General features: G+C 72.2%; 23 protein-coding genes. 5 read left to right on the top strand and 18 right to left on the bottom strand.

Features of this window, described 5'->3' with window-relative positions; genetic code table 11:
• Positions 1-6 precede the first annotated feature (6 nt).
• The 3 genes from AB5J73_RS44750 to vanX are packed head-to-tail and all read left to right on the top strand — an operon-like array spanning position 7 to position 2,625.
• Positions 7-1,014: a D-isomer specific 2-hydroxyacid dehydrogenase family protein gene (locus AB5J73_RS44750; protein ID WP_370965664.1), complete on the top strand. Its 1,008-nt coding sequence runs from the start codon at positions 7-9 to the stop codon at positions 1,012-1,014.
• Complete coding sequence (locus AB5J73_RS44755; RefSeq protein WP_370965666.1) at positions 1,007-2,011, top strand: D-alanine--D-alanine ligase family protein; 1,005 nt, start codon at positions 1,007-1,009, stop codon at positions 2,009-2,011. Before AB5J73_RS44750 ends, AB5J73_RS44755 begins: the two co-directional genes overlap by 8 nt.
• Positions 2,008-2,625 (top strand): D-Ala-D-Ala dipeptidase VanX, encoded by a 618-nt coding sequence (gene vanX / locus AB5J73_RS44760; RefSeq protein ID WP_370965668.1) that lies wholly within the window; start codon positions 2,008-2,010, stop codon positions 2,623-2,625. Before AB5J73_RS44755 ends, vanX begins: the two co-directional genes overlap by 4 nt.
• On the opposite strand, the gene AB5J73_RS44765 is transcribed toward vanX, so the two are convergent.
• Both AB5J73_RS44765 and AB5J73_RS44770 read right to left on the bottom strand, forming a co-directional pair.
• A complete protein-coding gene (locus AB5J73_RS44765; RefSeq protein WP_370965670.1) occupies positions 2,592-3,695 on the bottom strand; it encodes a sensor histidine kinase in 1,104 nt (367 codons plus the stop codon). The two genes, vanX and AB5J73_RS44765, sit on opposite strands and share 34 nt — an antisense overlap.
• Positions 3,688-4,356, bottom strand: a complete 669-nt coding sequence (locus tag AB5J73_RS44770) for a response regulator transcription factor (RefSeq protein ID WP_370965672.1) — start codon at positions 4,354-4,356, stop codon at positions 3,688-3,690. The genes AB5J73_RS44765 and AB5J73_RS44770 overlap by 8 nt, the downstream gene beginning before the upstream one ends.
• A gap of 87 nt (positions 4,357-4,443) precedes the next feature.
• On the opposite strand from AB5J73_RS44770, the gene AB5J73_RS44775 reads away from it, so the two are divergent.
• On the top strand, positions 4,444-4,917 hold the full coding sequence (locus AB5J73_RS44775; RefSeq protein WP_370965674.1) for a M15 family metallopeptidase: 474 nt from the start codon (positions 4,444-4,446) through the stop codon (positions 4,915-4,917).
• Here AB5J73_RS44775 and AB5J73_RS44780 read toward each other — a convergent pair.
• The 12 genes from AB5J73_RS44780 to mraZ form a co-directional block, all read right to left on the bottom strand.
• Positions 4,907-5,749 carry a cell division protein FtsQ/DivIB gene (locus AB5J73_RS44780; RefSeq protein WP_370965676.1) on the bottom strand — a complete coding sequence of 281 codons (843 nt, stop codon included), beginning with the start codon at positions 5,747-5,749 and terminating at the stop codon, positions 4,907-4,909. The genes AB5J73_RS44775 and AB5J73_RS44780 overlap by 11 nt on opposite strands.
• Positions 5,750-5,753: 4 nt before the next feature.
• Entirely contained in the window at positions 5,754-7,151 is a 1,398-nt protein-coding gene (gene murC / locus AB5J73_RS44785; RefSeq protein ID WP_370965678.1) for a UDP-N-acetylmuramate--L-alanine ligase, read from the bottom strand.
• Positions 7,144-8,268, bottom strand: coding sequence for an undecaprenyldiphospho-muramoylpentapeptide beta-N-acetylglucosaminyltransferase (gene murG / locus AB5J73_RS44790; RefSeq protein ID WP_370965680.1), 1,125 nt, complete (start codon positions 8,266-8,268; stop codon positions 7,144-7,146). The genes murC and murG overlap by 8 nt, the downstream gene beginning before the upstream one ends.
• The gene (ftsW, locus tag AB5J73_RS44795; RefSeq protein WP_370965682.1) at positions 8,265-9,779 is read right to left on the bottom strand and encodes a putative lipid II flippase FtsW; all 1,515 of its coding nucleotides are present in this window, start codon (positions 9,777-9,779) and stop codon (positions 8,265-8,267) included. Before ftsW ends, murG begins: the two co-directional genes overlap by 4 nt.
• The gene (gene murD, locus AB5J73_RS44800) at positions 9,766-11,172 is read right to left on the bottom strand and encodes a UDP-N-acetylmuramoyl-L-alanine--D-glutamate ligase (protein ID WP_370965684.1); all 1,407 of its coding nucleotides are present in this window, start codon (positions 11,170-11,172) and stop codon (positions 9,766-9,768) included. Before murD ends, ftsW begins: the two co-directional genes overlap by 14 nt.
• Before the next feature lie 2 nt (positions 11,173-11,174).
• Positions 11,175-12,257, bottom strand: a complete 1,083-nt coding sequence (gene mraY / locus AB5J73_RS44805; RefSeq protein ID WP_370965686.1) for a phospho-N-acetylmuramoyl-pentapeptide-transferase — start codon at positions 12,255-12,257, stop codon at positions 11,175-11,177.
• Positions 12,254-13,756, bottom strand: a complete 1,503-nt coding sequence (murF, locus tag AB5J73_RS44810; protein ID WP_370965688.1) for a UDP-N-acetylmuramoyl-tripeptide--D-alanyl-D-alanine ligase — start codon at positions 13,754-13,756, stop codon at positions 12,254-12,256. The genes mraY and murF overlap by 4 nt, the downstream gene beginning before the upstream one ends.
• A complete protein-coding gene (locus AB5J73_RS44815) occupies positions 13,753-15,297 on the bottom strand; it encodes a UDP-N-acetylmuramoyl-L-alanyl-D-glutamate--2,6-diaminopimelate ligase (protein ID WP_370973520.1) in 1,545 nt (514 codons plus the stop codon). The genes murF and AB5J73_RS44815 overlap by 4 nt, the downstream gene beginning before the upstream one ends.
• A gap of 236 nt (positions 15,298-15,533) precedes the next feature.
• Entirely contained in the window at positions 15,534-17,459 is a 1,926-nt protein-coding gene (locus tag AB5J73_RS44820) for a peptidoglycan D,D-transpeptidase FtsI family protein (protein WP_370965690.1), read from the bottom strand.
• Positions 17,456-18,190, bottom strand: coding sequence for a hypothetical protein (locus AB5J73_RS44825; RefSeq protein ID WP_370965692.1), 735 nt, complete (start codon positions 18,188-18,190; stop codon positions 17,456-17,458). The genes AB5J73_RS44820 and AB5J73_RS44825 overlap by 4 nt, the downstream gene beginning before the upstream one ends.
• Positions 18,187-19,140 (bottom strand): 16S rRNA (cytosine(1402)-N(4))-methyltransferase RsmH, encoded by a 954-nt coding sequence (gene rsmH, locus AB5J73_RS44830; protein ID WP_370965694.1) that lies wholly within the window; start codon positions 19,138-19,140, stop codon positions 18,187-18,189. The genes AB5J73_RS44825 and rsmH overlap by 4 nt, the downstream gene beginning before the upstream one ends.
• 216 nt (positions 19,141-19,356) lie before the next feature.
• Positions 19,357-19,788, bottom strand: coding sequence for a division/cell wall cluster transcriptional repressor MraZ (gene mraZ / locus AB5J73_RS44835; protein ID WP_125314530.1), 432 nt, complete (start codon positions 19,786-19,788; stop codon positions 19,357-19,359).
• Positions 19,789-20,330: 542 nt separating this feature from the next.
• Between mraZ and AB5J73_RS44840 the strand changes: the two genes are divergently transcribed.
• Positions 20,331-21,287, top strand: coding sequence for a hypothetical protein (locus AB5J73_RS44840; RefSeq protein WP_370965696.1), 957 nt, complete (start codon positions 20,331-20,333; stop codon positions 21,285-21,287).
• An 83-nt stretch (positions 21,288-21,370) separates the two neighbouring features.
• On the opposite strand, the gene AB5J73_RS44845 is transcribed toward AB5J73_RS44840, so the two are convergent.
• From AB5J73_RS44845 to AB5J73_RS44860, 4 genes are all read right to left on the bottom strand, one after another.
• Complete coding sequence (locus AB5J73_RS44845; protein WP_370965698.1) at positions 21,371-22,126, bottom strand: ESX secretion-associated protein EspG; 756 nt, start codon at positions 22,124-22,126, stop codon at positions 21,371-21,373.
• Complete coding sequence (locus AB5J73_RS44850; RefSeq protein ID WP_370973522.1) at positions 22,123-22,626, bottom strand: PPE domain-containing protein; 504 nt, start codon at positions 22,624-22,626, stop codon at positions 22,123-22,125. The genes AB5J73_RS44845 and AB5J73_RS44850 overlap by 4 nt, the downstream gene beginning before the upstream one ends.
• A 76-nt stretch (positions 22,627-22,702) precedes the next feature.
• A complete protein-coding gene (locus AB5J73_RS44855) occupies positions 22,703-23,242 on the bottom strand; it encodes a DUF3558 domain-containing protein (RefSeq protein WP_370965700.1) in 540 nt (179 codons plus the stop codon).
• Complete coding sequence (locus tag AB5J73_RS44860) at positions 23,235-23,585, bottom strand: hypothetical protein (protein WP_370965702.1); 351 nt, start codon at positions 23,583-23,585, stop codon at positions 23,235-23,237. Before AB5J73_RS44860 ends, AB5J73_RS44855 begins: the two co-directional genes overlap by 8 nt.
• Positions 23,586-23,598 lie beyond the last annotated feature (13 nt).

Raw genomic sequence — 23,598 nt, forward strand, 5'->3', positions numbered from 1 at the left:
GCACGCATGACCGACAGCCAGCAAGCACCGGCCCGCGGCCGGGCGCCGGTGACGATCGGGGTCACCGTTTACGGGTGTGCGCCCGATGAGGCCGCTCTCTTCCAGGAGCTGGCCGTCCACTGCGGTGTCACGCCCACCATCACCGAAGACGCGGTGGGCGACCACAACGTCGGGCTGGCCGCCGGGAATCGGTGCGTCAGCATCGGGCACAAGACCGAAGTCAGCGACTCGACCTTGCGGGCGCTGAGCCGGGCCGGCGTCGAGTACGTCTCCACCCGCAGCGTCGGCTACAACCACATCGACGTCGGGTACGCGAAGTCCGTCGGGATCACCGTGGAGAACGTCGCCTACTCGCCCGACAGCGTGGCCGACTACACCTTGATGCTCATGCTGATGGTGATCCGCGGGGCGAAGTCGACGCTGCGGCGCGCGGAAGTGCACGACTACCGGCTGAACGACGCCCGGGGGAAAGAGCTGCGGGACCTGACCGTCGGAGTCGTCGGCACCGGACGCATCGGGGTTGCCGTCATGGATCGGTTGCGGGGGTTCGGGTGCCGCATCGTGGCGCACGACAGCGTGCCGCGGAACTCCGCCGACTACGTGCCGCTCGACGAACTTCTGCAGATCAGCGACATCGTCACGCTGCACACGCCGCTGACCGCGGAAACGCACCACCTCCTCGACCGGCGGCGGATCGCGCGGCTGAAGCGGGGCGCGTTCGTCGTCAACACCGGGCGCGGTCCGCTCCTCGACACCGAGGCGCTCGTCCGCGGCCTGGAAAGCGGGCGGCTGGGCGGCGCCGCGCTCGACGTCCTCGAAGGCGAGGAAGGCATCTTCTACGCCGACCACCGGGGGCGGCCCGTGAACTCCGAAGCGCTGGTGCGGCTGCAAAACCTGCCCAACGTCGTGATCAGCCCGCACACCGCCTACTACACCGACCACGCCTTGAACGACACCGTCGAAAACAGTCTCGTCAACTGCCTGAGCTTCGAAAGCGGGAACCACCATGGCTGAGCTGAAAGTCGGGATCCTCTTCGGGGGCCCGTCCGAGGAACACCCCGTCTCCGTCAAGTCCGCGCACGAGGTCGCCAAGCACCTCGACGCCGAAAAGTACGAGCCCGTCTGGATCCGGATCACCAAGGACGCCGCGTGGGAACTCTGCGACGGCCCCGGCGCGGAGCACGGCAACCCGGTCGTGCTGTCGCCGGACGGGCTGCTCGTCCTGTCCGACGGGAAGTACGAGGTGCTCAAGCTGGACGTCGTCCTTCCCGTGCTGCACGGCCGGTTCGGGGAAGACGGGGCGGTGCAGGGTTTGCTCGAACTCGCCGGCGTCCCCTACGCCGGCTGTGACGTCACCGGTTCCGCGCTGTGCATGGACAAGTCGCTGACCTACCTCGTCACCGCGAGCGCGGGCATCGCCACGCCGAAGCACTGGGAGGCGGACGAAAACCCCGGCTCGTTCAGCTACCCCGTCTTCGTCAAGCCCGCGCGGTCGGGATCCTCGTTCGGGGTGAGCAAAGTGCTGCGCGCGGAAGACCTGCCGGACGCCGTCGAAGCCGCGCGGGAGTACGACGAGCGGGTGCTGATCGAAGAAGCGGTCGTCGGCAGCGAAATCGGGTGTTCGTTGCTGGGCAACGGATCCGACCTGATCGCGGGCGAGCTGGACCGGGTCGCGCTCAGCCACGGGTTCTTCAAGATCCACCAGGAGGAAAACCCGGAAAGCGGTTCCGAGAACTCGGCGTTCATCGTGCCCGCGGACATCCCGGCCGAGGCGCGCACGCTCGTCCTGGAGACGGCGAAGGCCGTTTACCACGCGCTGGGGTGCCGGGGACTGGCTCGGGTGGACATGTTCCTCAAGGAGGACGGGACCGTCGTGCTCAACGAGGTCAACACCCTGCCCGGCCTGACCTCCTACAGCCGCTACCCGCGGATGATGGCCGCCGCCGGGCTGCCGCTCGGGGAAGTGCTCGATCGGCTGCTTTCGCTTGCCCTGGAGGAGAAGCGGCGGTGAACGACGACTTCGTCTTCGTCGACGAGCTCGTGCCCGGCATCCGCTGGGACGCCAAGTACGCCACCTGGGACAACTTCACCGGCAAGCCCGTGGACGGCTACCTCGCCAACCGCGTCGCCGGCACCCGGGCGTTGTGCGCGGCCTTGGAACGAGCCCAGGAGAAGGCCGAAACCCTCGGGTTCGGGCTGCTCCTGTGGGACGGCTACCGTCCACAACGGGCTGTCGACTGCTTCCTGCGCTGGTCACGCCAACCCGAGGACGGCCGGACGAAGGCGCGGCACTACCCGAACATCGCGCGCACGGAGATGTTCGAAAAGGGTTACGTGGCCAGGAAATCGGGGCACAGCCGGGGCAGCACCGTCGACCTGACGCTCTACCACCTGGCCACCGGTGAGCTCGCCGCCATGGGTGGGGGCCACGACCTGATGGACGTCGTTTCGCACCACGGCGCGGCCGGGATCACGGCGGCCGAAACGGCGAACCGGCAGCACCTCTGCTCCATCATGGAATCCTGCGGGTTCCGCCGGTACGACCGGGAATGGTGGCACTACACGCTGAACCGCGAACCCCACCCGGACACCTACTTCGACTTCCCCGTCCCGTGGCGCTCGTGACCCGGCACCCGCACGGTGACGCGGAGCCCGCCGTCGAGGCGCGGGGTGATCGTGAGGGTCCCGTCGTGCGCCCGGGCGATGCTGGCGACGATCGCCAGGCCGAGGCCGACCCCGGCGTGGTCGCTCTTCACGCGTTCGGTGCCGCGCTGGAACGGTTCGGCGAGCGTCGCCACCAGGTCCGGCGAGAGCTGTTCGCCGGTGTTCTCGACGGTGAGCTCGACGCTCCCGCCGTGGACGCTGGTCTCGACCCACACCGTGCCCGCTCCGGGCCGGTTGTGGACGATCGCGTTGTGCACGAGGTTCGTCGTCAGCTGCAGCAGCAGCGCGGCCGAGCCGGTGGCGGCGGCCGGCACGCCGGACACCGAAAGCGCGACGCCGCGCTTCTCCGCGAAAGCGAGGAGCGTTTCGGCGGCCTCCTCCGCGATCAGGGACAGGTCGACGGGTTCCGGGGTGAACGACCGCTGGTCGGCGCGGCTGAGCAGGAGCAGCGCTTCGGCGAGGTCGATCGCCCGGGTGTTCACGGCGTCGAGGCGGTCGACGAGCTCGTCGACGTCGCGGTCGCCGTCGTGGCGGGCGACGTCGAGCAGCGTCCGCGTGATCGCCAGCGGGGTGCGCAGCTCGTGGGAGGCGTTGGCGGCGAACCGCCGCTGTTCGGCGACCTGCGCTTCGAGCCGGGCGAGCATCGTGTCGAAGGCGTCGGCGAGCTCGCGGAACTCGTCCCGGCGGCCCGGCAGCCGGATCCGGTGCGAGAGCGAGCCGTCCGCGGCCGTGCGGGTGGCGTCGGTGATGCTGTTCAGCGGGGCGAGCATCCGGCCGGCGAGGACCCACCCGCCCGCGAGCCCGAACACCAGCAGGAAGAGCAGGCAGGCCGCCGCGGACGGGGCGAAGGCGCGGATGAGGACGCGGCCGGGCGGGGACATCACCACCGGCATGAGTTCCATGCTCAGCTGCTGGTAGTTCAGCAGGAACAGGCCCACCGCGGCGAGCAGCAGGGTGCCGGTGACCATGACGACGCCGGCGTAGCTGAGGGTCAGCTTGAGGCGGACGCTCAGCCCGCGTGCCCTAGCCACGATCAGTCTCGATGCGGTAGCCGACCCCGGGCACGGTCGCGATGATCCCGGGTTCACCCAGGCGTTTGCGCAGCGACGACACCGTGATGCGCACGGCGTTGGTGAACGGGTCGGCGTTCTCGTCCCAGGCCCGTTCCAAGAGGTCCTCGGCGCTGACGACACCCCCTTCGGCGGCGACGAGGACCTCCAGCACGGCGAACTGCTTCCTGGTCAGCGCCACATAACGGCCGTCGCGGTAGACCTCGCGGCGGAACGGGTCCAGCCGGAGCCCGGCGATCTCCCGCACGGGCGGCCGGTTGTGGGCGCGACGGCGGTCGAGCGCCCTGAGCCGCAGCACCAGCTCCCGCAGCGCGAACGGCTTGGTGAGGTAGTCGTCGGCGCCGAGCTCGAACCCGGTGGCCTTGTCGTCGATCCGGTCGGCGGCGGTCAGCATGAGGATCGGGGTGCCGCTGCCGGAGGCGACGATGCGCCGGGCGATCTCGTCGCCGGACGGGCCGGGGATGTCGCGGTCGAGCACGGCGATGTCGTAGGTGTTGACGCTCAGCAGTTCCAGGGCCGTGTCGCCGTCGCCGGCGATGTCGGCCGCGATCGCCGCCAGGCGCAGCCCGTCCCGGATGCCTTCGGCCAGATAGGGTTCGTCCTCGACGACCAGCACACGCACGCCCCCGATCGTACGAGCCGGTTCCTATCGGCGGCGTATCGAAAACCGGATACGGGCCCGCATCGCGGCGTTTCCTTCACTGGCACCATGACTTCTCGCGAACTGGTCGTCCGCGGCGCCGTCCCCCGGCCGGTGTCCGTCTTCGACGACGAGACGCCGGCCGTCGTCAACCTCGATCCGGAACTGCTCGCCGCCCTGCGCCGGGCCGCGACCGACGCCGCGCGCGACGGCGTCGCGATCCTCGTCAACGGCGGCTGGCGGTCCCCCGCCTACCAGGCAGAGCTGCTCCGCCGGGCCGTCTCGGAGTACGGCTCGGAACGCGAAGCCCGCCGCTGGGTGGCCACGCCCGGCACCTCGGCGCACGTGTCGGGCGACGCCGTCGACATCGGGCCCGCGGCGGCCCGGCGCTGGCTGGCCGAGCACGGTGCCGGGTACGGGCTGTGCCAGATCTACCGCAACGAACCGTGGCACTACGAACTGCGCCCCGAAGCCGTCGACCACGGGTGCCCGCCGATGTACCCCGACCCCAGCCACGACCCGCGGACGAGCCTCAGGACGTGATCGTCGGCAGTTCCGGCGCCGCGACGTCGTAGACCTTGCCGTCCTGGGTCAGCAGCGCCGCCAGGACCTTGGCCTTGCGGTCCGTCTGCTCCGCCGTCCCCCAGCGAACGATCTTCCCGCTCGACAACGTGAACTCGACGCTCGCCGGCGTCTTGGCCGTCGCCGTCGTGACCTGCTTGAGGAGCTGCTCCGGGATCACCCCGAGGACCGCCGTCACCGCCCGGGTCACCGGGTCGTCCGCGGAAACCTTGGGGAGCTTCAGTTCCGGCAGGCCCGGCGGGCGGGCCGCGACCGTCTTGAACACCACGCCGCCGCCGTCGACCAGGTGCACGCCGTCGCCGCCGGGGCCGCTGTCGAAGAACGCGATGGCCGTTCGCTCGGTCACCGTGATCTCGACCGTGTTCGGCCAGGAGCGCGACACCTCGACCGTGGCGATGCCCGGCATCCCGGCCACCCGGTCGCGGATCTCGTCGGCGTCCAGGCGCAGCAACGGCTTGTCGGCCGGGACCGCCGCCACCGCGCGGATCTGGTCCGCGGTCACCGTGCGCGCCCCCGCCACCGCGACGTCCTTGACCCCCAGCATCGAGCTGAAGAACAGCAGGTAGACGCCCGCGACGACGGTCAGGACGGTGAGCAGCGCGACCCACCGGCGGCGGATCTCCACCTGCCGGTTGGGCCGGGTGGGCCGGGTGCGCGGCGCCGTCTTGACCCGTGCGGCGCGGGTGCGGCGGCGCTCCTCTTCGGACCGCCGCCCGCGCCGTTCCCGCGCCAGGGCAGCGCGATCCCGCTCGTCCTCTTCGGACGGACGGCGGCGTTCCCTGGTCGGACTCATGGTGTCAGCGCTTGTCCAGCTCGGCGAGGATCTCCGGGCCCAGCTGCGTCACGTCCCCGGCGCCCATGGTGACGACGAGGTCGCCACCGCGCACGAGCCCGGCCACCAAGCCGGCGGCGACGTCGAACGCGGGCTCGTAGTGCACCGGCACGGTCACGCCGTCGGCGATCAGCGCACCGGTGACACCCGGCTCGGGCTCCTCGCGGGCGCCGTAGACGTCCAGCACGACGACCTCGTCGGCCAGCGACAGCGCCGCGGAGAACTCCTTCGCGAACAGCTTGGTCCGCGAGTACAGGTGCGGCTGGAACACGACGACGACCCGGCCGGACCCGGCCGCGGTCCGGACCGCGCGCAGCTGCGCGGCCACCTCGGTCGGGTGGTGGGCGTAGTCGTCGTAGACGCGGACGTCGCCGGCGCGGCCCTTGAACTCGAAGCGGCGCCGGACGCCGCCGAACGCGGCCAGCCCCTCGGCCAGTTCGGTCGCCGGCGCGCCCAGCTCGAGCCCGGCCAGCAGCGCGGCGACCGCGTTGAGCGCCATGTGCTCACCCGGCACGGCGACCCGCACCGACAGCTCGGCGCCGTCCAGCGCCAGGCGGACGACGCCGCCGTCGGGCGCCGGGGTGTACTCCAGCACGCGGGCGTCGCCCTCGCCGGTGACCGAGCGGCCGTAGCGGCGCACCCGGACCCCCAGCTTCTCGGCTTCCTCGCCCAGCTCGTCCGCGGCGGCGTCGTCACCGCACACGATCAGCAGCCCGCCCGGCACGATCCGCGCGACGAAGTCGGTGAAGACCTTCGTGTAGGCCTCGGCCGTGCCGTGGTGGTCCAGGTGGTCGGGCTCGACGTTCGTCACGACCGCGACCGACGGCGAATACGTCAGGAACGAGCCGTCGCTCTCGTCGGCCTCGGCGACGAAGACGCCGCCCTCGCCGTGGTGGGCGTTGGCGCCGGACTCGTTGAGGTCGCCGCCGATGGCGAACGACGGGTCGAGCCGGCAGTGCTGCAGCGCCACGGTCAGCATCGACGTCGTCGACGTCTTGCCGTGCGTACCCGCGATGCAGGCGACGCGGTGGCCTGCCATCAGCCCGGCCAGCGCCTGCGCCCGGTGCAGCACCGGGATCCCCGCCGCGCGGGCCGCGGCCAGCTCGGGGTTGGTCTCCTTGATCGCCGTCGAGACGACCACCGACGACGGCGGCTCGGCCAGCGCGGAAAGGTTCTCGGCGCGCTGGCCGATGAACAGCTCGGCGCCCTGGGCCCGCAGCGACAGCAGCGCGCGCGACTCCTTCGCGTCCGAGCCCGACACGAACGCGCCCCTGGCCAGCAGGATCCGCGCGATGCCGGACATGCCGGCCCCGCCGATCCCGATCAGGTGCGCCCGGCGCAGCTCTTCAGGCAACTCAGGCACCGGCGGCCTCCAGGACGATGCGGGCGAGGGTCTCGTCGGCTTCGCGGTGGCCCATGCCGGCCGCGGCCGCGCTCATCTTCGCGACGCGGTCGGGGTCGGTGACCAGCGGGACGACCAGCTCGGCGACCTTGGCCGGGCTCAGGTCGGCGTCCTCGACCATCAGCGCGGCACCGGCGTCGACGGCGGGCCGCCCGTTGGAGGCCTGCTCGCCGTTGCCGATCGGCAGCGGGACGAACACCGCGGGCAGCCCGACCGAGCTCACCTCGGCGACGGTCATCGCGCCCGAGCGGCAGATCGCGACGTCCGCCGCCGCGTAGGCCAGGTCCATCCGCTCCAGGTACGGCACCGGCACGTACGCCGGCTTGCCCGGGAACTCCTGCACGACCAGGGTGTTCTTCGGCCCGTGCGCGTGCAGCACGCCGACCCCGGCGTCGGCCAGGTCCTTCGCCGCGCCGGACACCGCGGCGTTGATCGACTGCGCGCCCTGCGAACCGCCGAACACCAGCAGCGTCGGCGCGTCGGGGTCCAGCCCGAAGTGCGCGCGGGCCTCGGCGCGCAGCCCGGCGCGGTCCAGCGACGTGATCGACCGCCGCAGCGGGATCCCGACGACCTCGGCGTTCGGCAGCGTCGTCCCGGGGACGGCGACGGCGACGCGCTTGGCGAACCGCGCGCCGACCTTGTTGGCCAGGCCGGCCGACTTGTTGGCCTCGTGCACCACGATCGGGACGCGCCCGCGCGCGGCCAGGTAGGCGGGCAGGGCGACGTAGCCGCCGAAGCCGACGACGACGTCCGCGCCGACCCGGTCCAGCACCTCACGGGTCTTGCGCACCGAGTCGCGGACCTTCAGCGGCAGCCGCAGCAGCTCCGGCGTCGGCTTGCGCGGCAGCGGCACCGGCGGGATCAGCTCCAGGTCGTAACCGCGGGCCGGGACGAGCTTGTTCTCCAGGCCGCGCTCGGTCCCGAGGGCGATCACGGTCGCGTCCGGGCGCAGCCGCATGACGGCGTCGGCCAGGGCGAGGGCGGGTTCGATGTGTCCTGCGGTGCCACCTCCGGCGACCACGACCACAGGCCCTCTGCCCGCGGCTTCTCGCTCGGTTCCCTTGACGGGCTTACTCACCAATGACCTCTCCGGTTCGCGGTACTCCGGGTACCACGGCTCGCTGTTGTCCGCGCGGCCCCGCCGCGAGCGGTGCTCGTGCGGGTCGTGCTCGTCCGTGCCGCGCTGCGGCGCACCGGCTCGCGGACCGACCTGCGCCGTTCCTGCGCCGGGGCGGCCCGCGCCGCACGGGGCGCGGGCCTGGCCGCCTTCGCCCCGGAGCGCGCCGCACCCTTGCGGGTGGCGGGCGGGCGGTACGGATCGGGCGCGGGCAGCCGCAGCAGGCGTCCGAATTTACCCGGCCCCTGTGTGCGCAGCGCGGCCACCGCCTCCGGTTCGTGCCGGGCGGCGTTCGCGAGCACCCCCATGATGAGCATGGTGATCACCAGCGACGTCCCGCCGTAGGAGATCAGCGGCAGCGTGACGCCGGTGACCGGCAGCAGGCCGACTACGTAACCGATGTTGATGCCGGCCTGCGCGACCAGGAACACCGTCAGCGTGCCGGCGACGATCCGGATCCACGGGTCGATGTTGCGGGTGGCGATCCGCAGGCCCACGATCGCGACCCCGGCGAACAGGCTCAGCACCACGGTGCAGCCGATGAAGCCGAGCTCCTCGCCGATCAGCGCGAAGATGAAGTCGTTCTGGACGTTCGGCAGGTAGCTCCAGCTGGCCGCGCCCTGGCCGAGGCCCTTGCCGAACAGCCCGCCGTCGGCCAGCGCCAGCTTGGCCTGGTTGGCCTGGAAGCCCTCGGCGCTGGTGTCGGCGTCCGGCGAAAGGAACGACATGACGCGGGCGAGCCGGTAGGGCGCGATCAGGGCGAGCACGAGCACGCCGGCCAGGCCGCCCGCGAGGATCACGCCGAACAGCCGTTTCGGCGCGCCGGCGAACCACAGCAGCGCCAGCAGGACGACGGCGAGGGTGACCGTGCCGCCGAGGTCGGGCTGCAGCATGACCAGGGCGAACATCAGCAGCGCGATGGGCACGACCGGCACCAGCAGGTGCCGCCACTGGTGGATCACGTTGTACTTGATCACCAGGATGTGCGCGCCCCAGAACGCCAGCGCGACCTTCGCGGCCTCGACCGGCTGGAAGGTGAAGTCGCCGATCCGGAACCAGCCCTGCGAGCCGTTCACCGTCGACCCCAGCGGGGTCAGGACCAGCACCAGCAGCCCCAGGCAGACGACCGTCGCGGTGGCCGACATCGCCCGGATCCGCTCCAGCTTGACCCGCAGGCCCAGCCAGAACACGACCGAGCCGATGGCCACGAACACCAGGTGCTTGATGAACAGCGAGTACACCCCGCTGCCGGTCTTCGGGTTGTAGGACTCGACCGACGACGCCGAGAGCACCATGACGGCGCCGATCACGGTGAGCACGCCGGTGAGGGCGAGCACGAGGTGGAACGACGCCAGCGGGCGCGAGAGCCACGCGGTCAGCGCGGACCGGAAGGCGACGAAGCCGCTCTCCTTGCGCTCGCGGCGCGGCCGCTGCGTCTTGGGCTTGGGTGTCTTGGGCTCAGTGACCGTCACTCGGCTCCCCCGCTGCGTCGTCGCGGAGGACGTGCACCGCCGCGGCGAACGCGTCGCCGCGCGCGCCGTAGTTCGGGAACATGTCCAACGACGCCGCGGCGGGTGCCAGCAGCACCACGTCACCTGGCCGGGCCATCGCGCTGGCCGCACTCACCGCCGCAGTCATGGGTTCATGGTCACCCGGACGGAGGCTGTTCACCGGGACATCCGGCGCGTGTCGCGCGACCGCGGCGGCGATCACGGGTGAATCGACACCGAGTAGCACAACTCCGCGGAGGCGGCCGGCGATACTGCTCACGAGTTCGTCGACCGAGGCGCCCTTGAGCTGGCCCCCGGCGATCCACACGATGCTCTGGTGCGCGCGCAGCGACCCGGCGGCCGCGTGCGGGTTGGTCGCCTTCGAGTCGTTGACGTACCGGACGCCGGCGACCTCGGCCACCTCGACGGCCCGGTGCGGCGCGGGCTGGTACTCGCGCAGGCCCTTCAGCACGGCCTCCGGGGAGACGCCGTGGGCGCGGGCCAGCGCGGCCGCGGCGAGGGCGTTCGAGACGTTGTGCGGGCCCGCCGGGCGGACGTCGGCGAGGGTGGCCAGCTCCTCCGCGCTGGTCGCCGGGTCGGCGACGAACGCGCGGTCGACCAGCAGGTCTTCGACGATCCCCAGCTCACCGGCCCGAGGGGTGTCGAGCCGGAAGCCGACGGGGCGGGCGCTCTCCGGGGCGTGCGCCCCGGCGATCCGGGTGGACCACTCGTCGTCGGCGTTGTGCACGGCGATCTTGGCGCGGGTGTAGACGCGCCCCTTGGCCGCGGCGTACTCGTCCATCGAGCCGTGCCAGTCGATGTGGTCCTCGGCCAGGTTCAGCACGACGGCCGCGTCCGGGGCCAGCGTCGAGGACCAGTGCAGCTGGAAGCTCGACAGCTCGACGGCCAGCACGTCGTAGCCCGCGCGGACCGCGTCGAGGGCCGCGTAGCCGATGTTCCCGCAGGCCACGGCGTTGGCGCCGGCCGCTTTGAGGATCGACTCGAGCATGCCGGCGGTGGTCGTCTTGCCGTTGGTGCCGGTCACCACGAGCCAGGACGGCGGGTGCTCGCGCAGCTGCCCGACCCGCCAGGCCAGCTCGACGTCGCCGATCACCTCGACCCCCGCCTCGGCGGCGGCGACCAGCAGCGGCGACGTCGGCCGCCAGCCGGGGCTGGTGACGACGAGGACGACGTCGGCGGGCGGCTCGGTCAGCCCGGGCACCAGCTCGGCGCCCAGGCCGTCCAGCTCGGCCAGGCGCTCGGCGTTGCCGTCGGTGACGGTGACGCGCGCGCCCAGGTCGGTGAGCACGGGCACGATCGACTTCCCGGTGACCCCCGCACCGGCGACCAGGACGTGACGACCGGCGATGTCCACGGTCAGCCCCCGAAGCCCAGCTGTTCGCTGTAGAACAACCCGAGCCCGAACATGCAGCAGATCGCCGAGAGCAGCCAGAACCGGATGATGACCGTGGTTTCCGCCCACCCGGCGAGCTCGAAGTGGTGGTGGAACGGGGCCATCCGGAACAGCCTTCGCCGGGTCGTCCGGAACACCGCGATCTGCGCGACCACCGAGATCATCTCGACCATGAACAGGCCGCCGATGACGATGGCGAGCAGCTCGGTGCGGGTGGTCATGGACAGGCCGGCGACCAGGCCGCCGAGGGCCAGCGAGCCGGTGTCGCCCATGAAGATCTTCGCCGGGGCCGCGTTCCACCAGAGGAACCCGACGCAGGCACCGGTCGCCGCGGCGGCGACCACCGCCAGGTCCAGCGGGTCGCGGACGTCGTAGCAGGCGGGCGCCGGGCCGTTCGCGCAGTTGAGGCGCTCCTGCCAGAACGCGATGACGACGTAGGTCGCCAGCACCATCGCCGCCGAGCCACCGGCCAGGCCGTCGAGGCCGTCGGTGAAGTTCACCGCGTTCGACCAGCCGGAGATCACGACGTAGCAGAAGAGCACGAAGATCACCGCGGGGAAGGTGATCAGCGCGAGGTCGCGGACGTAGGAGAGGCTCTCCGACGCCGGCGTGATGCCGCGCTCGTCGGCGAAGTTCAGCGCCAGGACCGCGAACGCGACCGTGACCACCAGCTGGCCGACCAGCTTCGCGGTCTTGTTCAGCCCCAGGTTGCGCTGCTTGCGGATCTTGATGAAGTCGTCGAGGAACCCGACGATGCCCAGGCCCACCGCCAGCAGCAGCACGAGCAGCCCGGAAGCCGTCGGCGCGCCGCTGCGGGAGTTGAACATCCAGTTGATCAGGTGCGCGGCGAAGTACCCGACGACCATCGCGATGATGATCGCGACACCGCCCATGGTCGGGGTACCGCGCTTGGACTTGTGTCCCTGGGGGCCTTCCTCGCGGATCTCCTGGCCGAAGCCCTGCCGGGAGAAGACCCGGATCAGGTAGGGCGTCAGCATGATGGAGACCAGCAGGCCCGCCGCGGCCGCGATCAGGATGCTGATCACGAGTCACCACCGTTCGAGCGATTCTCGGAGTTGTCGGTTTCCCGGGGTTCGAGCAGGGCTTCGGCGACCCGCCAGAGGCCGGCGGCCTTGGAGGCCTTCACCAGCACCACGTCCCCGGGGCGGAGCTGATCATGCAGCAGGGCGATCGCGGCCCCGACGTCGGGTACCAGGGTCGATTCCTCGCCCCAGGAACCCTCCTGGAACGCGCCCTGGTGCATGGCCGCCGCCTCGGGGCCGATCACGACGAGCTTGGCGATGTTGAGCCGGACGACCAGGCGGCCGATCTCGTCGTGCGCGGTGACCGCGTCCGCGCCGAGCTCGCCCATCACGCCGAGCACGGCCCAGGACCGCCGGCCGCTCTCCCGCGTCATCGCCGCGAGGGCCTTCAGGCCGGCCCGCATCGACTCGGGGTTGGCGTTGAACGAGTCGTTGAGGATCGTGACGCCGTCTTCGCGCGTCACGACCTCCATGCGGCGCGCGGACCGCCGTTCGAGGCCCGAGAGCCGCGCGGCGATCTCGTCCGGGGTCGCGCCCAGTTCCAGGGCGACGGCGGCGGCGGAGAGCGCGTTGCCGACGTGGTGCTCGCCGTGCAGGGGCAGCGTGACGTCGGCCTCGCCGGCCGGGGTGACCAGCCGGAACGACGCGCGGGCCTGCTCGTCGAGCGTGATGCCGGTGGCCCTGATCTGGGCGGACGGGCTCTCGCCGACGTACACCACCCGGGCCTTCGTGCGGCTCGCCATGGCGCTGACCAGCGGGTCGTCGGCGTTCAGGACCGCGACGCCGTCCGCGGGCAGGGCCTCGACGAGCTCGCCCTTGGTCTTCGCGATGCCTTCGCGCGAGCCGAACTCGCCGACGTGCGCGCTGCCGACGTTGAGCACCACGCCGATCTTCGGCGGCGCGATCTCGGCGAGGTGGGCGATGTGCCCCGGGCCGCGTGCGGACAGCTCCAGCACCAGGTGCCGGGTCCGCGCGTCGGCCCGCAGGGCGGTCCAGGGGTGCCCGAGCTCGTTGTTGAACGACCCGGGCGGCGCGACCGTCGGGCCGAGCGGCTCCAGCAGCTGCGCGATGACGTCCTTGGTCGACGTCTTGCCGGAGGAGCCGGTGACGCCGACGACGGTCAGTTCGCCCTCGGCCAGGCGCTGGACGACGTACCGGGCGAGCTTGGCGAGCGCGCCCAGCACCGCGGCGCCGGAGCCGTCCTTGTCGCCGGTCAGCGCGACCGACCGCTCGTGGGCCTCGCCCGCGGCCAGCGGCGGGACGACGATCGCGGGCGCGTCGACCTCGCGGGCGGCCAGCACGGCCACGGCGCCGGCCTCGACGGCCTGCGCGGCGAAGTCGTGGCCGTCGACCTTCTCCCCCGGCAGGGCGACGAACAGGCCGCCTGGGGTGAGCTGCCGCGTGTCGAACTCCACGCTGCCGGTGACCTGCGCGCCCGGTTCGGCGCGGTGCAGCCGGCCGCCGACGACGTCGGCGATCTCGGCCAGGCTGAGCACGATCACACATTCACCTCGAGTTTGTTTCTGATGGCCGCGGCCAGCTCGTCGCGGTCGGAGAACGGGTGCACGACGCCACCGGCCTCCTGGCCGGACTCGTGCCCCTTGCCGGCGAGGAAGACGATGTCGCCCGGCCCGGCGAGCGCGACGGCGTGGGCGATGGCTTCGCGCCGGTCGCCGATCTCGACGACCTCGCCGCCCTCGGCGGGCCCGACCGCGCGGGCGCCGGCCAGCATCGCCGCGCGGATCGCCGCGGGGTCCTCGGAACGCGGGTTGTCGTCGGTGACGATCAGGACTTCGCTGCGGCGGGCCGCCGCCTCGCCCATCATCGGGCGCTTGGCGGTGTCCCGGTCGCCGCCGCAGCCGAGCACGGTGATGATCCGGCCCTCGGTGCGGGCCCGCAGGGCGTCGAGGCCCTGGGCGACCGCGGCCGGCTTGTGGGCGTAGTCGACGACGGCGGTGAACTCCTGGCCGACGTAGACCCGCTCCATCCGGCCCGGCACCTGCACCTCGGCGAGGCCGGTGACGATGTGCTCCAGGCTCACGCCCGCGGTGCTCAGGATCGCGGCCGCGAGCACGGCGTTGGCGACGTTGAACTCGCCGGGCAGCGGGATCTTCGCCGCGGCGCTCTGGCCGTCCGGGCCGTGCAGGGTGAACGTCTGCTCGCCGTGCGGGGTGGCCTCCAGGTCCGTGGCCTTCCAGGCGGCCTCGGTGCCCGGGTCCGTCGTCACGGTGATCGTCTGCGGCGTGAGCAGGGCCTGGCCCCACGCGCTGTCGACCACGACGACCTCGCTGGTCGAGCGGCCGTCGAACAGCAGCGACTTCGCGGCGAAGTACTCCTGCATGTCCTTGTGGAAGTCCAGGTGGTCCTGGGAGAGGTTGGTGAACGCGCCGACCGCGAACCGGGTGCCGTTGGCGCGGCCCAGCGCGAGCGCGTGGCTGGAGACCTCCATCGGCACGTGCGTGACCCCGCGCTCCAGCATCACCGCGAGCAGCGCCTGCAGGTCCGGCGCCTCGGGCGTGGTGAAGCCGCTGACCAGGCGTTCGCCGGCGATCCGCGTCTCGACCGTGCCGATCAGGCCGGTGGTGAGGCCGGCGGCCTGCAGCCCGGCGTCGACCAGGTAGGACGTCGTGGTCTTGCCGGACGTACCGGTGACGCCGAGGACGGCCAGCCGCAGCGACGGCTCGCCGTAGATCCAGGCGGCGATCTCGCCGAGGGCGGCGCGCGGGTCGGCGTGGACCAGGATCGGGACACCGGCGTCGCGCAGGGCGGGCCGCTCGGCGCCCGCGGCGTCGGTGAGCACCGCGACGGCGCCGGCGGCGACCGCCTGGTCGCTGAAGTCGGCACCGTGGGCGCGGGCCCCCGGGAGCGCGGCGAAGAGGTCGCCGGGCAGCACGTGCTGGGCCCGCAGCGTGGTGCCGGTGACGGTGAGGTCGGCGGCGTCGGGGCTGTCGGCGATGAGGCGGGCGTCCGCCCTGGCGAGGAGGGTCGCCAGCGGGACCGGGTCGATGCGCGCCGGGCGGGGCGGCGCGGGGACCGCTTTCACCGGGCTTTCCGGCACCTGGGAACTGGACGAGGACACGGACACGGCCAAGAGGCTACCGGCGGCCGTTCCGGGCCCCCGCACGCGGTACGGCGATTGCGCGCTGCTGAGGCACATGTGCTAGGCGACGCCACGGACCTTGTTGCCCCGCAAGGACTTCCCCCGCGCTCCGGACCGATGTGGACGATGGGCGCGAAAAAGCCCCCTCACCCGCGTGAGGGGGCTTTGACGCACAGTGCTTACTGGACGATGAGCGGGACCTCGGGCGACGGGCCGTCCGACAGCGGGATCTGGTACCGCTGCGTCAGGTACGACGCGATGCTGTGGAACAGCGGCGCGGCGGAGTGCCCGACCGGCAGCGTCGTGTCCGGCGCGTCCAGCCGGATGCCCACCACGAACCGCGGGTGGTCGGCGGGCAGGATGCCGGCGAAGGTGATGTTGTACAGGTGGTCGCTGTAGGCCTTCGTCCGCGGGTCGACCTGCTGGCCGGTGCCCGTCTTGCCGGAGATCTGGTAGCCCTCGACCGCCGCCGTCGGCGCGGTGCCCTTCTGCAGGCCCTTGCCGTTCTGGGCGACCGCGCGCATCATGTCGCGCACCGTCTTCGCCGTCTGCGGGCTGACCACTTGGACGCTCTTCGGCGCCGGCTCGGGCACCGTCGTCCCGTCCGGGTTGACCTTCGCCTTGACGATCCGGGGTTCGACGCGCAGGCCGTCGTTCGCGATCGCCTGGTACATCCCCGCCATCTGCAGGACGGTCATCGACAGGCCCTGCCCGATCGGCAGGTTGCCGAACGTCGTCGCCGACCACTGGCTGCGCGCGGGCACCACGCCGGCGCTCTCGCCGGGGAGGCCGACGCCGGTGCGCTGGCCGAGGCCGAACCGCTTGAGCAGCTCCGAGTAGTGCTCCTCGCCGATCTTCTGGGCGAGCAGCAGCGTGCCGATGTTGGACGACTTGGCGAAGATGCCGGCGGTGGTGAACGTCTGCGTGCCGTGGGTCCAGGCGTCGTGCACCGTCTTGTCGGCCACCTGCAGCGCGCCGGGCACCTGGATCGTCGACTCCGGCGTCGCGATGCCTTCGTCGATCGCGCCGGTGGCGGTGACGACCTTGTTGACCGAACCCGGTTCGAACGGCGTGGTCACCGCGGGGTTGGCCAGGTCTTCGTTGGTCCAGGTCGTCTGGTCGTTGGGGTCGAACGTCTTGTCGTTGGCCAGCGCGTAGACCTCGCCGGTCTTGGCGTCCAGCACGACCGCCTGCCCGCCCTTGGCGTGCGACTGCTGGACGTAGTCCGACAGCTGGCGCTGTACCTCGTACTGCAGGTCGGAGTCGACGGTCAGCTCGAGGTCCGAGCCGGGGACCGCGGCCTGCAGGTCGTGCTCGGTGCCCGGGATGACGACGTTGTCGCTGCCGTTCTTGGTGTTGACCATCATCCGGCCCGGCGTACCCGCCAGGTCGTTGTCGCGCAGCAGCTCCAGCCCGACCAGGCCGTGCAGGTTGTGCTTGGAGACGTCGGGGTCGTCGGAGCGCCAGTTCGCGGCGCCGACGATGTTCGAGGCCAGGCTGCCGCCCGGGTACTCGCGCAGCGCCCGCTTTTCGACGCCGATCCAGGCGAAGTGCTTGACGATGTCGGCGGCGATCGACGGCTCGACGTTGTTCACCAGGTAGGTGAAGGACGCCTGCTTGTGGAACAGGTCCAGCAGCTGCTGCTCGCCGATGACGTTGGGCAGCTTGCCGGCGATGTACTTCGCGGCGGCGGCGGTTTCGTTGTCGAAGGTCTTCTGGGTGCCGGGGTTCTTCGTCGCGAAGTCGTCCATGCTCTTGCGCAGCGCCTTGAGGTTCACCGAAAGCGTGCGCACCTCGACGCTGAACGCCAGCTTGGCGCCACTGCGGTCCACAATGGACCCGCGCTGGGCGGGGATGTCGATGGTCTGGGTGCGCTGCCGTTCGGCCGCGGCGGACAGCGCCCCGGCCTCGAACCACTGCACCTGCACCAGTTTCCCGCCCGCGACGAGGAGCACGGCGACCAGCAGCAGGCGCACGGCGGAGAACCGGGTGCGGTTGCCGCCGTTGCCCCGGCGTGCGGCCGCGCTGCGCGTCCCGGCGGCGTAGGTCCGCCGCGCGCTCCCCGCGGAGCGCGCGCGGACCTGTCCCCCGCTCGAAGCCCTCACTGACCGGCCCCCGGCTGCTGCTGCGGCGGCTGCTGCTCCTCGGCGGGCACGGCGGGCTGGTCGCCCTCGATCGGCGCGCCCTGCTGGGACTGCGTGCCCGCGGCGGGCGCGGCCGGCGGCGCGACCGGCACCGCCGGGGTGTCCGCCTTCGCCTTCTTGGGCTCGCCGACGAGCGAGGTCTTGCCGTCCGGGCCGACGACGATCCGCGCCGGGTCGCCACCGGGCACCATGCCCTGCTGCTGGGCCGCGGGGGCCAGCGAAGCGGGCGACTCGGCCTTGGCGACGTCGCGCTGGAGCTGCTCCTTCGTCTCGGCCAGGCTCGCGTTGGCGGTGCGCAGCTGCTCGAGCCGGTAGGAGTCGGCGATCGCCTGCGTGGACAGCCACAGCGTGGTGGCCACGCCGACGGCCAGCAGCGCCATCATCATCAGCACGAACGAGGCCCGTGACTTGGGCAGCCGCAGCTTCAGCTTGAGCTTCGGCGCGGGCGTCCCCGGTGCGGCCTTCGGTTCCGGGCGCGGCTCGCGCTCCTTGAGCAGGTCGGCCCGCTGGGCGCGGCGCGCGTAGGCGCGCTCGGCCGCGGACGTGCGGCCGCGCGAACCGCGCCGGGGCGCGGCCTTGCCCGGCTGGGTGGTCTGCGGGTCCGGCTCGACGGTGGTCGAGGTGCGGGCGGCGTCGCTGCGTCCCCGCGTCGCCGGCGCGGCCCGGCGGCGGGACTTCGTGGGAGCGGTCATCGCGGCTCTCCGATCCTCTCTGCGGCCCGCAGCCGCACCGAGGCGGCGCGCGGGTTCCGTTCGATCTCCTCTTCGCCGGCCTTCTCGGCCCCGCGGGTCAGGAGCTTCAGCTCAGGTCCGTGTCCGGGCAGCTCGACCGGCAGTCCTTCCGGGGTGCGCGACTTCGCGAGCTCGGCCAGTGCTTGCTTGACGAGCCGGTCCTCCAGGGACTGGTAGGACTCGACGACGATCCGTCCGCCCGTCTTCAGGGCACCCAGCGCGGCCGGCATGGCCCGGCGGAGCACTTCGAGCTCGCCGTTGACCTCGATCCGCAGCGCCTGGAAGGTGCGCTTGGCCGGGTGCCCGCCGGTGCGGCGGGTGGCGGCCGGGACGGCGTCGTAGAGCAGCTCGACGAGGCGCCCGCTGGTGGTGAACGGCTCCTGTTCCCGGGCTTTAACGACGGCCTTGACGATCCGCTGCGCGAAGCGTTCCTCGCCGTAGTCCCGCAGGATCCGGATCAGCTCGCCGGGCGCGTAGGTGTTCAGCACGTCGGCGGCGGTGAACCCGGTGGTCGGGTCCATCCGCATGTCCAGCGGGGAGTCCTTGGCGTAGGCGAACCCGCGCTCGGCCCGGTCCAGCTGCATGGAGGAGACGCCGAGGTCGAACAGGATGCCGTCGGCCTTCGCGAGGTTCAGCCCGTCGAGGGCCTCGGGGAGTCCGTCGTAGACGGTGTGGACGAAGTCGACGCGGTCACCGTGCCGCGCGAGGCGCTCCGCGGACTTCTCGAGCGCGGCCGGATCGCGGTCCAGGGCGACCAGGCGGAGGCGCGGGAACGCTTCGAGGAGGGCGTCGGAATGCCCGCCGAGGCCGACGGTCGCGTCCACCAGGACGGCGTCGCGGTCGGCGAAGACGGGGGTGAAGAGCTCGACGATGCGCGCCAGCAGTACCGGGACGTGCTCGGGTGCCGTCATGTGTTCCCTCCCCCTCTCTCGCCTGGGCGGCCCGGGGGAAATATGGCGGATGCCGTCAGGTCCCTGTCCGCCCGCTGCGGACCTGGTACCGGGGAAGGTGCACCAGGGCTGTTGAGCGGACAGAGGCCTCACGGCATCCGGGTGGGCTTCCCCCTCGTCGCGCGGGCGGTGAACCTCTTCGTCCCCCGACGACGAAGGTGCACCGCGACCGCACGCCTAGAAGACGCCCGGCAGTACTTCCTCTCGAGCCTTCGCGTAGCTGTCTTCGTGTTCTTCCAGGTAGCCCTGCCACGCTTGGGCGTCCCAGATCTCCAGCCTGGTGATCGCCCCGATCACCACGCACTCCTTGCTGAGCCCCGCGTAGCGGCGAAGCTCGGACGCGATGGTGATGCGCCCCTGGCCGTCCGGCCGTTGCTCGTCCGTCCCGGCGAACAGGTAGCGCTGGTAGGCCCGAACCGCCTCGTTCGTGAACGGGGCCTCGGCGACCTTGCGCGCCATCTGCTCGAACTCGGCGCGGGGGAAGACGAAGAGGCAGTGGTCCTGCCCCTTGGTGAGCATCAGCCCGCCGGCCAAGGCGTCGCGGAACTTCGCGGGCAGCGCGAGCCGCCCCTTGTCGTCCAGCTTCGGGGTGTGGGTGCCGAGGAACACGGCCTCCACCTCCCTACCGCACCCGGTGGCGAACCACCGTCTACGGCTCCAGGGCTTCCCTTCCGCCCCACTGGCCACCACCGTACCCCACTTTTCACCACAGTCAACGCGAGAAACCGGCGGCTCACTCCGTCGTGTGTTCCGTTTTTGCAGGTCAACGAGGTGGGGGCAGGTGGAGGGCCCAGTGGGGCCCGGTGGCCAAGATCCCCCTCGGCGGGGTCCGGAGCAACCTCAGCTGTTCCCCATGCGTCCGCATAACGGCCGCGAAGGAACCCAGAGGCCCCTAGTGGGGCCCCGTGGGGGAACCCGGTGGGGCCAAGTGGGGCTCCCAGGTGGGTCCCGGTGGGGGCCCCGCAGCCCCGAACCCACCGCCGCCCAAAGGTCTTGAATGAGTCATTCAGGACCTCCGAAGACCTGAATGACTCATTCAAGACCTTTGGCGAGGCAGACGAGTTGTCCACAGGCCCAACCGGTGACGGCGAGTAGTCCACAGATTGCGGAATGCACTGTCGGCCGACCGAGGTCAGCGCGACGATCTTCGGGTGAGCAGACAAACCTGGGCCCGAGACGCGGAGGCGCTCTTCGCGGCGAGCAGACTGGGCGTCATCACCGTGGCGCACCTGGAATCCCTCGGCGTACCACAGCGGACGAGTTATCGGCGGTGCCTTCCCGGCCGGCCGTGGCAGCGGCTCCTCCCCGGGGTGGTCCTGCTCCGCACCGGCGAGCCCACACGCCGACAGCTGGTCGAAGGCGCGCTCCTCTACTGCGGCGACCGGGCACTGGTCACGGGAGTGGAGTCCTGCCGGCGCCAAGGGCTGCGGCGGCCGGCTCGGCCGGGCGAACCGATCCACCTCCTCCTGCCCGCTCATCTGAAGACCACCAGCAGCGGGTACGTCCTCGTCGAACGAACGACGCGGATGCCCGCCGCGATCCCCGTCGACGGTCTGCCTCTGGCCCCCGTGGTCCGGTCGGTGCTCGACGAATGCCGCCGGTCGACCAACCGCGGGGCGGTCCGGGCTTTGCTGGCCGAGGCCGTGCAGCAGCTGAGGATCGACCCGGCCGATCTCTCGACCGAGCTGGAGAGCGGCAGCACCAGGGGCAGCGCCCTGCCGCGCTCGGTGCTGCGGGAGATCACTCATGGCGCACGGTCGGCCGCCGAAGCCGACGCCCTGGCCCTGCCGCGCCGTGCCGGCTTGCCCGAGCCGGTGTGGAACTTCGAACTCCGCGACGAGCGGGGCCGGTACGTCGCCACCCCGGACGCGTGGTGGGACGACGTGGCCCTGGCCTGGGAGATCGACTCGTACGAGTTCCACTTCGAACAGCCCGGGTACGCCGCGACACTCGCTCGCAACAACCGCTACGCCGCGGCAGGCGTTTCCGTGGTGCAAACGGTGCCGAGCAAGCTCCGCGCGGACCCCGACGCGGTCATCGCCGAGTTGGTCGCCGCCTACCGTGCCGCGGCGATCCGGCCCCGTCCCCCGGTGCGGCTGGCGTCTTGAATGGACTCATTCAGGTCTTCGGGGGTCCTGAATGAGTCATTCAAGACGGGGAGCGCAAGACGGGGATGACAAGCGGGAGGGGGTCAGTCTTCGGGGGTGAGGAGGGCGGCGACCCGGGCCGCCAGGCGGGTGCTGTCCACCGGGGTCACGTTGACCCAGTCCTGCCCGCCCCGGCCCGCGGTCTGCGTGGCGCAGTACGCGCCCACGTCCGTGTCGAACCACGACAACCCGCCGATCCGCGCGACCCGCCCCGAAGGCGAACGGCGGCTGACGCTGAACGACCCCGCCGAGTACACCGGGCGCGCCTGGATCGCCAGCACCTCCCGCAGTTGCGCCGACGAAGCCGCCGAAGCGGCGCCGCGGGTGGAAAACACCGGGTCCTCCACCGTGCCCGCCAGCGCCGAGGCAGGCAGGCTCACCCCGTAGCCCGGGCCGGCCGTCAGTTCCGGGAGGACGTCGACGATCGCCGTGCAGAGCTCGGCGTCGCGGATCGCCGCCAGTGCGATCGTCTGCTCCGGCTGGGTCGCCAGGACGCCGCGGCGGCCGCGGACCGCCGTCACCGCGCGGAACGGGGCCGGGGCCGTCATGTCGGCCATCGCTTCGCACGCGACGAAGACCTCCGCCTCGGCGAGCAGCGAAAGCCGCTCCGCGAGGGCGGGCTCCAGCGATGAACCGTCGTACAGCCCGCGCTCGGCCAGGTTGTCGTACACCGCCTTGCGGACCTCGGCGCGTTCCTCCTCGGTGCCGCCGACGCTGCGCACGCTCAGCGGCTCCGGCGGGCGGTCGTGGCCGAGGTCGGTCCAGAGGATGTCGAACGCCGAGGCCGAGACGCGGATCAAGCCTGCCCCAGCGACGGCGCGGCGGGGAACGTCTCGGCCGGCACGTGGCCGTGCAGGGCCGCGTCCCGGGTGCGGAGGACGTCGATCGCCTTCTGGCGGGCGGCTTCCGCCTCGGCGCGGCGGGCCGCCAGCTCGTCGGACAGCCCCGCCAGCACGAGCAGGTTCCCGGACGACGCGGCGTCCCGGATCATCGACGCCGGGTCGTAGACCACCGGCGGCGGCATGTCGGCCCGGGCCCGCGCGGCCGCCTCCGCCTGCGCGCCGACCGCCCGGCCGACCGACGCCGAGACCGCGGCGGAGTGCGAAAGCCAGCCAGCGGCGCGGCCGAGCGCGGCCCGCGCCGCGTCACCCGCGCCGCCCTGCCAGTTCTCCTGCGACGACGTGATCAGCCCGGCCAGCTCGGCGGTCGATTCCTGCAGCCGTTTCGCCAGCTCGTCCCAGCGCGCGCCCGCCTCGCCCGCGGCGACCGGGTCGTTGCCCGCCTCGACCTCCGCGGCCATGGCCTCGTGGCTGTAGGACTCGTACCGCGCGGTGGGGACGGGCGGTTGGGCGTCGGGCACGGCGCACCTCTCGTGGTCAGGGCAGTTTCGGTTCGACCAGCCCGGCCACCGTGCCCGCGCGGCGGCAGGCGAGGGGGGTGTCCGAGAAGCCGCTGTTGCTGACGTCGATCTGGACGCTGGCCGCGTCGCCGACCCCGAGCAGCACGGCGCAGGTGCCGTCGGCGGCCTTCTTGTCCATCACCTTCAGCGCGGGGTGGCTGCCGACCGTCGTCTTGGTCGCGGTCTTCTTCGCGACTTCGAGGTCGGCCAGGCCGTCGGTCTCGCTGAGGGTCACCGTGACGCCGAACGCGCCGGGCACGGTCCAGTCGCACGCGCGGGCGCCGGCGATCTCCTTGGGCTTGCCGAGCACGCTCACCCCGGCGGTCGAGCGATCCTGGGGACCGAGCAGCGTGCACGGGTCCATCGCGGCCAGGCCGGTCCACGCGACGGGCGGCGTCGACGACGACGGCGGGGCCGACGTGACGGGCCCGGGCCCGGTTCCGGGCGAGGCCTGCCCGCAGCCGGCGAGCGCCACGAGCACGACCGGGACCCACAAGAGACGCAAGCGATCAGCCACCCGAGCAGTCCACCCCGTCCGCTGCCTGCTCGTCGGCGTGCTGGTACTTCGCCAGCGCCTCCGAGATCCGGAGCTTGAGCGTCTCCAGCTCCTTGCCGAACGCCGTCAGCTGCTGCACGGCCGACCCCTGGCCGCCGATGCCGTACTCGGCCATGAACCGGCCGAGCTCCCCCGCGTACCCCCCGCCGAGCGGGACCGTCCGGCCGAGCACCTTGGCTTCGCGGACCATCTCGCCGACGGTGTCCTGCAGCTGGCCGAGCTTCGCGAAGGCGTCCGCGGCCAGCTCGGGCGCGACCGCGAAGCCGCGCAAGTCGAACGGCGGTTGCGCTCGCGCCTCGCTCATAAGCGGTTACGCC

It is taken from the genome of Amycolatopsis sp. cg9, assembly GCF_041346945.1.
Lineage (GTDB): Bacteria > Actinomycetota > Actinomycetes > Mycobacteriales > Pseudonocardiaceae > Amycolatopsis.

What these genes read in the sequence shown, in the direction of transcription:
- AB5J73_RS44750 (WP_370965664.1), top strand. Translation starts at nt 7, where the DNA reads ATGACCGACAGCCAGCAAGCACCGGCCCGCGGCCGGGCGCCGGTGACG.
- AB5J73_RS44755 (WP_370965666.1), top strand. Translation starts at nt 1,007, where the DNA reads ATGGCTGAGCTGAAAGTCGGGATCCTCTTCGGGGGCCCGTCCGAGGAA.
- AB5J73_RS44775 (WP_370965674.1), top strand. Translation starts at nt 4,444, where the DNA reads ATGACTTCTCGCGAACTGGTCGTCCGCGGCGCCGTCCCCCGGCCGGTG.
- AB5J73_RS44780 (WP_370965676.1), bottom strand. Translation starts at nt 5,749, where the DNA reads ATGAGTCCGACCAGGGAACGCCGCCGTCCGTCCGAAGAGGACGAGCGG.
- AB5J73_RS44825 (WP_370965692.1), bottom strand. Translation starts at nt 18,190, where the DNA reads ATGACCGCTCCCACGAAGTCCCGCCGCCGGGCCGCGCCGGCGACGCGG.
- rsmH (WP_370965694.1), bottom strand. Translation starts at nt 19,140, where the DNA reads ATGACGGCACCCGAGCACGTCCCGGTACTGCTGGCGCGCATCGTCGAG.
- AB5J73_RS44850 (WP_370973522.1), bottom strand. Translation starts at nt 22,626, where the DNA reads ATGGCCGCGGAGGTCGAGGCGGGCAACGACCCGGTCGCCGCGGGCGAG.
- AB5J73_RS44860 (WP_370965702.1), bottom strand. Translation starts at nt 23,585, where the DNA reads ATGAGCGAGGCGCGAGCGCAACCGCCGTTCGACTTGCGCGGCTTCGCG.